Here is a 15,822-nt window from a genome sequence, read left to right on the forward strand (position 1 = left end):
TCGTGATGATGAATACTTCTTCCTTAAACTGTTTGATATCAGCAGGAAGACTTATGTCAGAAATCCTTTATCCCACAAAATTTGTGATTGAGCCATTTTTCTTATAAATATATTGAAAATTTCAGAAAACCAAATATATTTTCATTATAATATCAATATCATTTACGATAAGGAGATCATCATGGAACCTCATTTATATAAAGCTGTTTCAAAAGATAAGTTGTTTGATATCATAAAATCCCTGCATACCTGTTTTGAACTTCCAATGCAGATACTTTCTGAAGATGGAATCGTTCTTAAAACCGCTGGGGAACCTCCACAATTCTGTAACGTACTTGAGCAGGAAGAGAATGTCTCCTTTCAGTGTAAGGAAATTTACAACAAAGCCTGCTTAATTGCATTTTCCATGGGGGAACCATATATATTTTCCTGTCCTGCAGGAATGTATAATATTATCATACCTTTGATCATAAAAGAGACCATCTTAGGCTCGTTACGAATTGGTCCTTTCCTTATGAATACTCCTGATTCCATTTTTATGACGGAAGTTTCTAAACACGTAAAACTCCCTGTTGACAGATTATTTGAACTGGCGGATTACGCAGCTGAAGTTCCTTATCTGCTTCCGTCCAAAGTGACGGAGATATCAAAATTAGTTTTTTATTTTACTGAAAGTCTTGTGGAGGACTCCAGGAAGGACTATGAAACAAAGAAAAACAAGATGCATCAGCAGGCAAAGATAAATGAATCCATTCAGATATTCAAGTCCTATGGTTTGTCAGAGGCGAGTTCTTACCCTTATGAAACAGAGAAAAAATTAGTAAATGCAATTAGAAATAAGGACACCGAACTTTCGAAAGCCTTACTAAATGACTTATTGGGCAATGTCCTTTTTTCCAAAGGCAGTTCCATTGAATATACGAAATCACGTTCTTTGGAATTAATCTCATTATTATCCCGCGCTTCCATTGAGGGCGGGGCAAAGGCAGAGCTGGTATTTAAAATAAACAACCGCTTCATGGAAGATGTCCATTCTTTAGAATCAATGGATAAGCTATGTTACTGCCTGCAGCAGTCCATTGACTATTTTATTGAAAGCATGTTTTATCAGGTGCCTCACCAGAATAAAAAAATAGTACAAAAATCGATTGCATACATGGCAAAACATTATTCCGAAAATATCACATTGGAAGAAATTGCAGACACCGTTCATTTGAATCCCTCTTACTTTTCGACTTTATTTAAAAATTCAACCGGTACTTCTTTTAAAGAATATCTGACGGGCATCCGTATTGAAGAAAGCAAGAATCTGCTGGAAAATACGAATTATTCGATTATAGAAATTGCCATTGCGACAGGATTTGCAAATCATAGCTATTTTGCCAATGTTTTTCGCAAGTATACAGGTATGACACCAAAAAATTACAGGAAATAGGTTTTTGCTATTTCTACCATTCGCCTTGCACGGTCAAAGGATGCATTCGCAGGATATTCGCACCCGGTTGCTAACATGAATCCGCCGCCTTTTGCCATTGCATCTATACTGTCCCTGCATTCTTTATCCCAGTTCTCATCCGTTCCTATTGCAGCACTTGCCGGTGTAACACAACCGATCAGAGTTACTATGTCTCCATATTTTTCTTTGCATTCTGCAAAATCAGCACAGTCATCAGGCGGATATAAGAATGAAATTGCGGCTGGTTTCATTCTCTTAATCTGAACATCAAAATATATTCTTTCTCCACAGTTATGTATCATAACAAGCCCGCCTCTGTCCGCAATAACTTTAGCAAGTTCCTCGCACAGATCCCCCTCCATGTCATCCCACATTTTCTTGCTCATGATGGAACCTGATGCAAATAATGTATCAAGCATGATGCCGTTTACTCCTGTGTCCATTAAAGCATTACAATAGTCTTTTAACGTTTCATTGATTTCTCTTGCGGCAGCATGTACGACCTCCGGCTCATCGTAGATGTCCATATACAGGTCCTGCTGATTTCTCAACATGGAAAGAACACCCAAAGGGCCAAATACAAAAGCAACCACTGGAAATTCTCCCTTTGATGCTTCAACTAATTTCTTACATACCTCAATATGCATCATCATACGTTTGGATGCTCTGTAATCTACTTTCCTGATTGTTGCATAATCTTCAATATCCTGGATTACACATTTATCATAATTTGGATGTGCCGCCTCATTTTCCGGATAATGAAGTTCCTGTCCCCAGGCATCACATTCTACCGAAAGATCAATCAGTGTAACAATACAATCCAGGTCAAATTCCTCTCTTGCCTTTAGCAGAGCCTCTGCACAAATATCTGCATCTGTTGCCCACTCCTTATAAGATGCATGAATAAGGCGGCGGGAAGCCCCGCTGATAATCGGATATACTGGCACTCTGTCAGCTTCCTTATGCTGTAACGCCGCAACCACTCGTTCCATAGATGTCATAATAAACCCTCCATTATTTTTGAACTATTTGTTTTGATCTGTTCATGAAATATTTCAAATCTGATTTCATTATACTGAAATGGTAATTTATAACTATCGGGATTTCTGGAAAACTAACAATTTTTTTATCTCTCTTAATAAAATATTATATAAATCAGTCTTTCATAGAAAAACAAAGAGTTTCGCTTGCAAAACTCTCGCGCTGATGCGCAGCCGCTTCAGCTCCACTAACCTAAAACTTGAAGGCGAAAACACTTTGCAGTGCGGAGGGCTGATTGACGATAGTCAATCAAATACCACAAGCCCGACTGCACATCCCCCGGAGGGTTTTAATATCATAGGCCGTACTTCCCTATGATATTAAGACGTTGGTACTTGGGTCGCGTGTTCTGCGGCCCTACGTACCACTACGTCTTCATCTAAGCGAGAGCGCGCTGCGAATCAACATGTTTTGCACACCGCCATCTGATACGCAGTGATACAAAACATGATTCAATGAGCAGCTTTATGAAGACGTTGGTACTTAGGCCGCGTACTTTGCGGCCTTACGTACCACTACGTCTTCATTTAAGCGAGAGCGTGCTGCGTATCAACATGTTTTGCACACCGCCATCTGATACGCAGTGATACAAAACATGATTCAATGAGCAGCTTTATGAAGACGTTGGTACTTAGGCCGCATACTTTGCGGCCTTACGTACCACTACGTCTTCATCTAAGCGAGAGAGCCCTGCGAATCAACATGTTTTGCACACCGCCATCTGATACGCAGTGATACAAAACATGATTCAATGAGCAGCTTTATGAAGACGTTGGTACTTAGGCCGCGTACTTTGCGGCCTTACGTACCACTACGTCTTCATCTAAGCGAGAGCGCGCTGCGAATGAACATGTTTTGTATCACGTCCTCATTACGAAAACTGTGCAAAAAAAGCACCCCAAAACTTCGAAAAGTTTTAAGGCGCTCCTGTATTTATATGTGATACTCCCCGCTTGTTACTTAATCAAGATGATATACCTCTTCCATGTCAGCCCACCATTCCCCTTCTTTTCTTGAATCCAGGGGCGTCTGGAAAGGTTTTACTAAATCCCACCACTTCCGGGTCGTTTCATCGTCTGCCATTTTTTTCATATCGGCATCGTAATCATCGCCCGTATATTCAAAATAGCTGAACAGCAGCCCATCATGGTAGTAGATCGAATAGTTCTGGATCTTGCACGCTTTGATCATGTCATTTACTTTTTCCCAGGCATTTGCATGATGATATTTGTAATCATCCAGTTTGTCCGGTTTTACCGCAATGACGGATCCATATCTCTTTACCATAAAATCGCCTCCAATTTAAACCGGATAAATTTTTTGAGCTTCGTCGAAGAGCGCCTTGATATTGCAAGGCGGTACATCAGGAAGGATTGCCTCATGGCTTGGCGAAACAATAAGCCCGCTTGGGAATATGCTTCTCAATTTCCGAACCGTTTCCTTCACTTCTTCCACGCTGCCATTTACAAGCAGGTCCTGGGTATCAACACCTCCGCAGAAAGATGCTCTGCCTTCAAATTTCTCTTTGAGGATCTGCGGATCCATTCCTTCTGCCAGGGCCTGGATCGGATGGATGATATCCACCCCTGCATCGATCAGATCCGGAATAACATCAGCAATGGAGCCGCAGGAATGATAGATGACTTTAAGACCGTAGGAGTGCGCCTGCTCAACAAGCCTTCTGCATCCCGGGATGATGAATCTGCGTACCATCTCCGGCGATATCATCAGCCCCCTCTGGCTTCCCATGTCATTTCCGATCAGAACGACATTCAGCCTTCCCTTGGTGGCTTCATAGAAGATTTCATTTGCCTTCAGATAGAACTCCATAACCTTCTCATTCACCGCTTCATAGATTTCCGGGTTGGCTACCATGTTCATCAGGGCAGTCTCCATACCGAACGCAGCGCACGTATCCTGAAAATGGGCGGACCACATAATCCCCAATACCGCTTTGTCTTCAGGGGCATTATCCACCCTTCTTCTGCATTCCTCCACATCGATGTATTTAGCCGGATCGGGCCATTCAAAAAATTCCAGATCTTCCAATTCCTCCGCATCTGCAAAACAGCCCGGCTCAGTCAGGGTCCTTTCCTCGGCATCCACGTCGCTTCCGTCCATGTACCAGTCAAATGCCGCATAAATGGCGCTTGCTGTTTCAGATTTATAAGGCACCTCAACGGCATAGAAATCATCGCCAACCGCCAGTTTCAATTCATGCATATCTTTAACACCGTAACATTCAAACAGAGCAGGCTGTGCAAAAATGTCTGGCATCCCTAACCATGCCGCAGGCCTGTCTACCGGCCGCCTTTCAACAGTTGCATAAAATCGTTCAATGCTATTCATAAAAAACCTCCTATATCATGTCATTCATTTAATCTATATGGTATTCATCATTCAATCCGTATGACTCTGTCTGTTAGTTCTGGGAACGTTTCTGTATGCTGTTGATGATAACTGCCAGGAAGATTACAAGGCCTTTCACAACGCTCTGCATATATGCGTTGACACCTAACAGTACCATGCCGTTCGCAAGTATTCCTACAAAAAGCAGGCCGATGATTGTTCCTCCCAGCTTTCCCTCTCCGCCTGCCATGTTGGTACCTCCTATAATGGCACCAGCAATGGCATCCATTTCCCAGCCATTTGCACTGGTAGGATCTCCGGAACGTACTTTTGAGGTCAATAATAAACCGGCCACGCCGCATAATGCGGAGGATATTACAAACACCATTGTTTTCACTTTTTCAACATTAATACCTGATAATCTTGCCGACTCTTCATTGCTTCCGATTGCATAAATCGAACGTCCGAATGCCGTATATTTCATGATATAGATAAAAACAGCATAGAAAATGATCATGTATATGACAAGAATCGGAATACCAAAAATGCTCTTTGCCGCGACAGCCCCAAAGACTTCCGGAAGCCCTGCCTTTGGATACCCTCCGGTAATTGTCTGGGCAAGTCCACGTACAGCCTGCATCAGGGCCAGGGTAACCAGGAATGAATGCAGTTTCAGCTTCGCCGTAACACCGCCTGAAACAAACCCGAGCAGTCCGCCAATACCAACCACCAATAGAACTGCCAGCCATATGGGCACTCCTGATGTCATCATCATTGCCCCGGTAACGGAACAGAAAGCAACAACTGACCCAACACTCAAATCAATATTTCCACTTATGATGATCATGGTCATGCCAATCGCTACAATAGACTGTATGGATATCTGTTTTAAGATCGTCATCATATTACCTGTTGTTAAGAACTTATCATTAGCCACCGCTAATGTAATGCTCATCAGCACCAGAACTATGTACATGATGTATTTCATCAAAAAATCCTTTACATTAAATTTGCTCACTTCATTTTTTCCTTTTAATACCACAGTATTATCTGCTTTGATCATCATATTTCCTCCCTGGTCTTTCAATCTGTTACACTGCCTGTTTTCTTGTCGCATAATCCAGTAAGATATCCTGGGTTAGCTCCTTGTTCTCAATTTCTCCTGTTTTCTTTCCCGCTGCCAATACGATGATTCTGTCCGACACCTGCAATACTTCCGGAAGTTCAGAAGATATCATGATGATGCCGATTCCCTGCTTTGCCAGATCATCGATCAGGTCATAGATCTGATTCTTTGATCCTATGTCAATGCCTCTGGTAGGCTCATCCATAATCAGTATTTCCGGTTTTGTAGCAAGCCATTTGGCTATGACTACTTTCTGCTGGTTTCCTCCTGATAAATTGCCCGCTTTCTGTGCACTGTCCCTGCATTTTATTTTCAGGGAACTTATATAGTCATCCATGAGCTGAACTTCTTTATCCAGATCCAGGCCAATAAACCGCTTTAGCTTATCAAGTATCGTCATTCCTAAATTGGTATGAAGCGGCAGATTCAGAATAAGGCCTTCCTCCTTGCGGTCTTCAGAAATGAAGCCGATTCCAGCCTTTTTTGCATCCGCAGGATTTCGGATCACTGTTTCCTTGCCGTGAATACAGATCTTACCGCTATCTTTGGAATCCACACCAAAAATGGCTCTTACCAGTTCTGTTCTTCCTGCGCCCGCAAGCCCTGCTATTCCCAGCACTTCCCCTTTATGAAGCTGAAAGCTGATATTTTTGAACTTCTTGCCTGAAGAGAAGTTCTGAACCTCCATCAATACTTCAGATGTACTGCAGGGAGTCCTCTTTGTTTCGACCATGCCCGGACCGACCATGTTCTCAATTATCACTTTTTTTGGAGCTTCATCTATATTCAATGTTTTAATATATTTTCCATCTCTGTATACAGAAATCCTGTCTGCAATAATCGGCAGTTCTTCCAGCCTGTGTGACACATATACGATGCCAATGCCTTTTTCTTTTAACCCTTTGATCAGTTTAAACATGTTTTCAATATCATTATCCGACAGCGAAGCCGAAGGTTCATCCATAATCAATACCTTAATATCATTGGACAGTGCTTTTGCGATTTCGACGAGCTGCTTCTGGGCAACGCTCAGACTGCCTACGATCGTATTCGGACTGATATCGCTTTCCAGCATGTCCAGTATTTTTTTTGCATTTTCAATAATCTCCTGCCATTGTATCTTTTCAACAGGACCATGTTTTTTACTGATCAATTTGCCCAGATAAATATTTTCAGCAACTGACAGTGTATTGATCAGGCTGAATTCCTGATAAACTGCGCTGATGCCAAGTTCTCTTGCCTCAAAAGTGGATTTTACATTTATTTCTTTGTCTTCCAGATATATATGGCCTTCATCTTTGGAGTATGCGCCTGTAATAATCTTGATCAATGTACTCTTCCCCGCACCGTTGGCTCCAACAAGTGCATGCACTTCACCGCTTCTAAGTTCCAGCTCTGCATTGTCTAATGCAAGTGTTCCGCCAAAACTTTTAGAAACACCTTCTGCACGTAAGATTGTCTTTGACATAATATCACCTCAATTTTCTGCTTTTCATGATAGGAGGGATTTCATAAATCTTGAAATCCCTCCTCAGTTCATTCCTTATTCAACTAAGGATTTATGATCTTCTACATATTTTTCAATTTCTGCTACATCATCTTTCACATATGTTTTTAAATCAATCAGCATTTTCTCTTCATATGTTTCGCCTTTTACAGCTTTCACTGCATTTGCAATCGCATTATATCCGATATCATATGGCATCTGGGTCGTTACAGCCTGCAGCGTAACATCGTCGCCCAGCATGGTCTTTGCAATCTCAATGCTCATGTCTGTACCCATGACTACAATATCTTTGTTTCCGATATTCTGCATATAAGCACTGCATCCAAGCAATGAAGTCTGATTCCATGCCCAGATTATATTCACATCAGGATTAGCAGTAAGAATCTGCTCTGTGATATCCATACCTTCATCCTGCATTTCAGCATCCTGTTCTGCAACTATTTCCAGTCCTTCTACATCAGCAATGACATCTTTAAATCCATTGCATCTTTCCACGCCGACTTCGTAGCTGTGGTTTCCAAGGATTGCAAGCTTGCATCCATCCGGATAATTATCTTTCACATACTGTGCTACATATTCGCCTGTCATTTTGCCAAGGTCATAGTTGGATACGCCTACAAAACCGTCTGTATCTGTGTTGACTGTGCAGTTCCACGCAACCACCGGAATTCCTGCTTCTCTCGCCGCATCTACTGCCGCAGCAGAAGCATCTGCCGAAAGCGGACAAATGGCAATGGCATCTGTACCCTGGGCAATGAAGGTTGACACGTTATCGGATTCTTTGGAAACTTCATTGTCTGAGCTGACAATATTCACTTTTACGCCTAATTCTTTTCCTGCTGCCTCCATGCCCTGCATAACTTCTGCAAACCATTCACCAGAAGTATTCATAATGACAGATCCGACTGTGATCTCATCAGCTGCAGCTTCTTTGTTGGAATCCGCTTCTTTTTCTGATACTGTTGAAGATGCTTCACCGCAGCCACTCAGGCCGGCAACTGTCATTGCAACACATAACATCATACTAAATACTTTCTTTTTCATTTTGTTCCTCCCATATGTAGTGATAGTTAATTTGTCCTCTTGATTACAAACAAATCATACTATAATAGAAGAAAGACATGAATTCAAAAAATTCATGTCTTTGTCTAAAAAATTCATATCAGGTCAATATTTTCCCTTTTCGAATTCGTCTATGTTATGTATTGTGAGAATCTGTATTGGAGTTTTGTACCACGGCCTGACCGGCTCCCCATTTACTGCATCTACTGCACAATAAATACTGTATTTTCCTTCATACTCGGCTGATTGTGTGACGATTCCATATATTTCGTGGTTCTTTACAGCCTGGATATATTCCTCATCTTCCCCTATCCCGATGAGGCGGATCTGCTCCTCTTTTCCCAGCTGTTCAACAGCTCTGTATGCACCCATCGCCATATTGCTGTCATGACAGTAGATCACATCCAGATCCTCATTCATTCTGATCAGGTCATATGCTGCCAGATATGCCTTTTCCCTGTCCCAGCCACCGTTTATGATTCCAACAACTTCGATCTGCGGACATAGTTTTATTTTTTCATAAAAAGCTTCTGTCCGGTATACCGCCGGGTCGCTGCCTGGCGCGCCTTCAATAATGCCCACTCTTCCGCCTTCCGCTCCCAGCGTGTCAATCAGAATCTCCGCGGCAAGCGCCCCTTGTTCCGACATGCTGGCCCCGACATATGTATCAATGTATTCCGTAGATACCGAATCCACCTTCATATTCAGGTTGATGACAGGTATGCCGGCTTCTTTTGCAGCTTTCACAGATCCAAGCATGGACTTTGAATTGATCGGGCACAGAATGATCGCATCCACACCGGCTTCGATAAACTGCTTCATCTGTTCCTGCTGTATTTTTGCATTCCAATCGGCATAATGCAGCTCGATCGACACATCCCTCTCATCTGCCGCCTCCCGTATGTATTTCTCAAGCCGCACCATATATTCCGATTCCGGTGAAGCAAGCGATACACCTATGATCAGTTCCTGATTATCCTGCTTTCCATCAGTTTTATTTATACTCTCCGCAACATTTTCCTGATCAATGACCTGAATGGAGCTCATGGAAGTGATCAGCCCTATTATGACAGCCACAATCAATAGACTAAAAAAAAGCACTCTGCTGTTCTTCAACTTCATATCCCTCTGATTTCTTTTCTTCGTGATTATTATTCTGATGCTGGAATCGTTATCATAACCGTTGTCCCTCTGTCCACTTCAGATATAATCCGAATGAAATATGCCTTTCCGAAATATAGCTTGATTCTTTCATTTACGTTTTTAAATCCAATACCAGACCCGCGCCTCTTATCAGATTCTACCTTGCCATTGAGCAGAGCATCGCACTGTTCCCGGTTCATCCCGATGCCGTCATCCGAAACTTCGATCTTGATGTCCTCTCCTTCACGATATGCGCGAATGGATATTTTCCCTTTCCCCTTCTTTTCCTTGATGCCGTGATAGATGCTGTTTTCAACGATCGGCTGGACGATCAGCTTGATTGTTTTCATTTTCCGTACCTCATCCTGTATCTCAATGGAATACTCAAACTTGTTCACATATCGCATGCTTTGTATGGTCAGATAATTTCTGGCATGCTCAAGCTCTTCTTCGATTGTCAAAGTCTCTTTTCCCTGGTTCAAAGAAATACGGAACAGTTTCGCCAGTGCTTCTGTCATAGGAACTACATTGTCGTCTTTTATTTCAGCCATCCATATAATCGAATCCAGCGTATTATATAGGAAATGAGGATTAATCTGGCCTTGTAGAGCCTGCAGTTCAAACTTTCGTTTATCCTCCTGTTCCTGAATGATTTTATCCTCCAGGTTCTTCACCCTGTCAATCATATGATTGAAGCTTGTGGTCAGATCTCCTATTTCATCGCTTCTTGGCGGAAGCTCAAGCAGTTCCAGGTTTCCCTTATCAATGGTGTCCACCTGCCTCTGCAGGCTGGAAATCGGTTTTACAATATTCGTCATGACAACTTCAAGCAGCATTAACATAATTGCCAGAACTACGACAAATACTCCGACAATCAGCTTTGCCGTATTAACTGCAGATTTCTGTACCATGCTTAAAGGCGTCATCATCATGACATCCCACCCTGTTTTTTCCATCCTCTTGAAAACGATCTGATAGGCTTCTCCATCTACTGAATAAGTCAGATTTTCTTTTTTCCCTGACCGTATCGCATCCAGCAGTTCTTTTGAAATCTCATTATTCTCCAGGCTCAAATCCTTTTCCGTACCGGAAGCCTGCTCATAGACGACGGTTCCATCTTCATTGATTACGCAGATTTTCCCTTCAGATTCATGATAGATCCCCTCGCAGATCTCATTGATGCGGTTCAGATTCACATCAATCAGGATTACCCCTAAAAAAGAGCCATCTTTGTAATTCCTTATCATTCTGCTGACTGAAACCGTATTATCCGTATTTCCAAGTAAAAACGAATGCTTCTGCGGTCCTGTGACTTTCACTTGATCCGGGTCTTCTATAGCATCACGATACCACGGGTATTCCGTAAATGAATCCACTACATACTGGTAGGAATACATCGTCTTGTATAGCAGCAGCCTTTTTCTGCCAAAAATCATAATCGAAGAAACATCTATGCGGTCATTCAGTTCATTTCCAAATAATCTGGAGCTGATTTCATAATCCTGGACGCTCTTATTATTTGAAAAGCTGGAGTATCCGGTTTCATGATCTATTTCCTGTATCAGATAATTCTGGAGGTAATAATTATAGTTCGCTCCAATGGCAATGGAATCAAGTTCTTCTATATAATTGTCCAGATATGTCACTGCATTTTTGACCACTTTTTCTGAATACGTTATGTTATTATTCAGCAGGATTCTGTTATAGACATAGATAAACGAAAGCAGGAAAATAATCATGCTGCAGATGATGACAACAGAAGTCCACAATAAAGTCCTATTCTTGATTTTCATTTATATACTCCTTCAGATATCTTTCCCGATACTCAGATGGCGTAATGCCCACGCATTTCTTGAACGTCGTGCTGAAATAATGGGGATTTGAAAAGCCTGTATCAAATGCGATTTCATAGGTCAGCTTATTCGTAGTGATTAATAGTTCCTTCGCCTTATTCATTCTGACAGTTGTAAGGTATTTCACAAAATTTGTACCAGCTTCTTTCTTGAACAAGGCGCACAGATATCCCGTGCTGACGCCCGTATGATCCGCAGCTGTCATCAGCGAAAGCTCCTCGTCAGCATAATTCTCTTCCACATACTCCTGGATTTTATTCAGCATTGTTTTTGTATTCTTATTCTGAATCGACTGCAGTTCTCTGGATGCCGCCACTGCAAAGTCCAGAACGACCTGGAGTTCCTGGTCAAATGCCTGCATATTCTGAATGTCCTGGAACAGGTTCATTCCATGCTGCCAGATTCCATCGGACAATTGTTTTATTTCAGACAGCTCCTTTAATATTGAAACCATCATTTCGATGTAAATCATCTTAATATTGGTAATTGCTATATTCCTGTCTCTGAAAATTGTCACCTTGATTTTTTCAAAAATACTTATGATATCTTCCCTGGAAAGGAATTTCACTGCATAGATGAGTTCAGTGATCTCATAAGCCGGATAGTAAAATGACTTTTCCACGTATTCTATATCCTGGATGTCATATACTTCTTTGCTTCCCAGAGAATATTTGCATTCCATCGCTTTTTCTGCCTGGGAAAATGATCTGCACAGATCCTCCGGCCGGTCTGCGATTCCTCCCAGGGAGCAGGTAGTCTCGATATCGGTTATGGAAAAAATGATTTTCTGAATAACCTGCATGGTAGCATATACAATGGACCTGATATCTTCCATTTCATCTTCAAACTGAAACAGCACAATAATCCTGTTGTTTCCATCGTCAAAGATATAATGCTTGTCCCCGATTACATCCATGGTAATGTTCTTCACGGCAAACGTAAATAATTCCAGCTCGTCATTGTTCACTTCCGAAAAATCAGGATCCACAATGCCTACTATAAAATTTCCGCCCAGAAAATTGATATCGAGGCCTCTTGCCCTTTTCATACATTTTTCCTTATCTGATTCCTGAACGCAGATCAGGCTATATAATACATTTTCGCGTAATTCCGGAAGCGAGCGGTAAAGCTGGCTTTTCATTTCTGAAATATAGTTTTTCTGCTGCACTGCAAAATTCAGGTGGGTGCAGATTTTTTTCATTTCTTCATAAAGGGTCGCTGCCCCCACCGGTTTTAAAATATAGTTCTTTACGCCGTATTTGATCGCCTTCCGGGCATACTCAAACTCGCCGTAGCCAGTCAGGATCACAATATAGATGTCTGCATATTCCTCATATATGATTTTAGTCAGTTCCAGCCCGTCCATGAATGGCATGGCTATATCCGTCATGACCATATTTACCTTTTCGCTTTCCAGAATACGTAACGCATCCCTGCCGTCCTCAGCCTGCAGTATCCTGGAAAACCCCAGGGATTCCCAGTCTATCATTTTTGACATTGCATTTCTTACCAGTGCTTCATCATCCACAATCAGTAACGTATACATAAACCACCAACCTGCTTTTTATAGTTATAAATTATCCATATCCGGATATAAACCAAACGGAACATTCGCTTTCAGATGGACTATCCAGTGCTGGTTTCCATAAACCACACTGCAGTCCTGTTCCCTCTTTGCCGTAAGCCGGGCGTTCTTAAGCCGCCCCTTCTCCCACGACATGTCGACTGTGATATTTCCCCTGGCGAAAAGCCCTTCCACCTCTCCTGCTTCCCACGCATCCGGAAGTGCCGGCAGCAGCCGGATTATTCCCTTATGGCTTTGCAGAAGCATTTCGGCAACGGCAGCAGTCAGCCCGGTATTCCCGTCCAGCTCATAGACATGGTCAAACGCAAATGCACCCCTGGTCGGCGGATGGTAGACAAGGTCATTGGGCTCCAGAAGGTTCCCGATCATGCTCCTGATATGGCCATAGGCATCATTTCCGTCCCCGAGCCTTGCTGCATATAAGATGAGCAAGGACCTTGCCCACCCTGTATCTTCCCAGTTCTCGGCCGGCATCTGCTTCCTTCTCAAAGTCTCCTTTGCAGCCTCGCACAGTTCCGGCGTTTCCTCTGGATTCAGCTGGGAAAACGGAAATAGCCCCAGCAGGTGGCTGGTATGCCTGTGCTGCGCATCCGCAGGCGGCAGATCATGGCTCCATTCCGCAAGTTCACCCTCTTTTGTGATCCGGTATGGCAGCAGACGCTTCAGCTGACCTGATATTTCCTGATAAAACAGGGTGTTGTCCCGTTTCAGGACTTTGCATGCCTGCCTGTAGACACTGAACAGCTCCCGGATCATCAGGATCTCATAGGTGCATCCGTTGCTGATCTGAAAGGCCTTGTCTCCGCTTAGGAAGCTGTTTTCCGGCGAAATGGACGGCCCGCTTGTAAGCCATCCGGTATCTTCCTCCTCAAAGACGTACCTGCTGAAGAAGCGCGCGGCAGATTCAATTAGCGGAAACGCCCTATGGCGCAGGAATCCGTCGTCCTCTGAAAAAAGATAGTGCTCCCACATCTGCATCAGCACCCATACCCCGCCAGTAGGACAGGGCGCAATCGGCGAAGCCCAGTATGGTGCTGCATATCCCCATGCATTCGATACCAGCTCGCCGACCCATCCATCAAGGCCATAGGATCGTTCTGCTGTTTCTTTCCCTGATTCCGACAGGTCCTCCTTTATCCAGCCAAACAACGGCTCTGCTGTTTCTGACAGGTTGGCTGGTTCCGCCGGCCAGTAGTTCATCTGCGTATTGATATCCAGATGCATGTCGCAGGTCCACCCGATCCTGCAGGCTACGTTGTCATTCCAGATTCCCTGCAGATGGGCCGGCAGCAGCGAATCTGCCCTGGAGCTTGACAGCAGCAGGTAACGCCCGTACTGAAAAAGGGACGGGATTCTTCCCACAAGGAAATCCTGCCCTGTCAGCCGGAGCTTCACCCTGTCCATCAGGCTTCTTACATCCTTCTGGTGTGCCCTCCTGATTTCTGCCGCATCCTGATCTGCACAGGCAGCCGCATGCTTTCTGGCTTCCTCCCTCAGTTCCATGCGTCCTTCTTCCGCTGTTCTGAACTGCCGCTTGAAGTCCGTCTTCATATGCACATACAGCCAGATATCCTCTGCCCCGCTGATGGAAATCCCGTCTTCATCGGCGCTGCAGGCTCCGTCTGTCCTGACCACCCCGCTTCCGGCCAGCATGACGCCGCACAATTCATCACAGTGCATCTCCTCATAGGCATGGCAGACAAATTCCATGGAACCTCCCTCATACCTCACACTCCCGAAACTGTTGCCGGGCGCGAATGCGATCCTGATCCTGCTGCCACCCTCCAGGTTTAAGTGATACACAAGGACTTGACCCGGATGTGAAATGAATACCTCCTCTCGAAGAGCCTGCCGCCCTGTACGGAACGTACATACGGCCGTGCCGTCTGTTATATCAAGGCTTCTCTCATAATGAGACACTTCCTCCGGATCAATCCCATAGTCTATCGACAGGTGCCCCACTGGCAGATTCGTTCCGTAATTGCCCCGTACCCCGACAAACTTCTCTGCCGCCATGTGGACCTTTTCATAATCCTCTTTTTTTGCATATTCCCGCATTTCATAAAAGGCTTCCGCCGCCCCCGGCTGGTTGTTCTGCATGCTCTTTTCGCCGCTATAAAACGTATTTTCCGACAATTCTATGCTTCCCTTTGGAAGGCTTGTCAAAACCATCGCCCCCATATGCCCGTTCCCCAGAGGAAAGCCCTCCCCCCAGCGACAAGGCTGCTGTTCTGATCTAATCTTCACTTTATCCTCCTTATAAAAAACAGGGACTAGCCTCTGACTGCTGTCCCTGTTCTTTTTTTTATTTCTTCTTTCGATAAGCATATCAAAGCCCTCTTGTAACCTTCGCTTCGTCAATTTGCACATTCGCCATCCAACACGCAGTGATGCAAAACATGATTCAATGAGTAGCTTTATGAAGACGTTGGTACTTAGGCCGCGTACTTTGCGGCCTTACGTACCACTACGTCTTCATCTAAGCGAGAGCGCGCTGCGAATGAACATGTTTTGCATCACGTCCCCTTTTCAGAAAGCCAGCCAACACGCAGTGGTGCAAAACATGATTCAATGAGCAGCTTTATGAAGACGTTGGTACTTAGGACGCGTACTTTGCGGCCTTACGTACCACTACGTCTTCATCTAAGCGAGAGCGCGCTGCGAATGAACATGTTTTGCATCACGTCCCCTTTTCAGAAA

General features: G+C 43.8%; 11 protein-coding genes. 1 reads left to right on the forward strand and 10 read right to left on the reverse strand.

The genetic code is table 11. From position 1 onward, the window contains the following. The first annotated feature begins 181 nt into the window (after positions 1-181). The gene (locus BJR36_RS18625; protein ID WP_091236938.1) at positions 182-1,435 is read left to right on the forward strand and encodes an AraC family transcriptional regulator; all 1,254 of its coding nucleotides are present in this window, start codon (positions 182-184) and stop codon (positions 1,433-1,435) included. Here the strand turns inward: BJR36_RS18625 and BJR36_RS18630 are convergent. The 10 genes from BJR36_RS18630 to BJR36_RS18675 form a co-directional block, all read right to left on the reverse strand. Next, complete coding sequence (locus BJR36_RS18630; RefSeq protein WP_091236939.1) at positions 1,423-2,457, reverse strand: uroporphyrinogen decarboxylase family protein; 1,035 nt, start codon at positions 2,455-2,457, stop codon at positions 1,423-1,425. The two genes, BJR36_RS18625 and BJR36_RS18630, sit on opposite strands and share 13 nt — an antisense overlap. Before the next feature lie 1,000 nt (positions 2,458-3,457). Further along, complete coding sequence (locus BJR36_RS18635) at positions 3,458-3,784, reverse strand: L-rhamnose mutarotase (protein WP_091236940.1); 327 nt, start codon at positions 3,782-3,784, stop codon at positions 3,458-3,460. 15 nt (positions 3,785-3,799) lie between these two features. Continuing rightward, positions 3,800-4,846 carry a uroporphyrinogen decarboxylase family protein gene (locus BJR36_RS18640; protein WP_091236941.1) on the reverse strand — a complete coding sequence of 349 codons (1,047 nt, stop codon included), beginning with the start codon at positions 4,844-4,846 and terminating at the stop codon, positions 3,800-3,802. Between the two features lie 73 nt (positions 4,847-4,919). After that, the gene (locus tag BJR36_RS18645; RefSeq protein ID WP_169823783.1) at positions 4,920-5,909 is read right to left on the reverse strand and encodes an ABC transporter permease; all 990 of its coding nucleotides are present in this window, start codon (positions 5,907-5,909) and stop codon (positions 4,920-4,922) included. Positions 5,910-5,937: 28 nt separating this feature from the next. After that, the gene (locus tag BJR36_RS18650) at positions 5,938-7,440 is read right to left on the reverse strand and encodes a sugar ABC transporter ATP-binding protein (RefSeq protein WP_091236943.1); all 1,503 of its coding nucleotides are present in this window, start codon (positions 7,438-7,440) and stop codon (positions 5,938-5,940) included. A 75-nt stretch (positions 7,441-7,515) separates the two neighbouring features. Next, complete coding sequence (locus BJR36_RS18655; RefSeq protein WP_091236944.1) at positions 7,516-8,523, reverse strand: substrate-binding domain-containing protein; 1,008 nt, start codon at positions 8,521-8,523, stop codon at positions 7,516-7,518. A gap of 123 nt (positions 8,524-8,646) precedes the next feature. Further along, the gene (locus tag BJR36_RS18660; RefSeq protein ID WP_091236945.1) at positions 8,647-9,663 is read right to left on the reverse strand and encodes a sugar ABC transporter substrate-binding protein; all 1,017 of its coding nucleotides are present in this window, start codon (positions 9,661-9,663) and stop codon (positions 8,647-8,649) included. 29 nt (positions 9,664-9,692) lie between these two features. Then, positions 9,693-11,477, reverse strand: coding sequence for a cache domain-containing sensor histidine kinase (locus BJR36_RS18665; RefSeq protein WP_091236946.1), 1,785 nt, complete (start codon positions 11,475-11,477; stop codon positions 9,693-9,695). Next, complete coding sequence (locus BJR36_RS18670) at positions 11,461-13,083, reverse strand: response regulator (RefSeq protein ID WP_091236947.1); 1,623 nt, start codon at positions 13,081-13,083, stop codon at positions 11,461-11,463. The genes BJR36_RS18665 and BJR36_RS18670 overlap by 17 nt, the downstream gene beginning before the upstream one ends. 24 nt (positions 13,084-13,107) lie before the next feature. Further along, positions 13,108-15,369 (reverse strand): glycosyl hydrolase family 95 catalytic domain-containing protein, encoded by a 2,262-nt coding sequence (locus tag BJR36_RS18675; protein ID WP_169823785.1) that lies wholly within the window; start codon positions 15,367-15,369, stop codon positions 13,108-13,110. Positions 15,370-15,822: the final 453 nt, after the last annotated feature.

It is taken from the genome of Anaerobium acetethylicum, from assembly GCF_900096945.1.
GTDB classification, from domain to species: Bacteria; Bacillota; Clostridia; order Lachnospirales; family Lachnospiraceae; genus Anaerobium; species Anaerobium acetethylicum.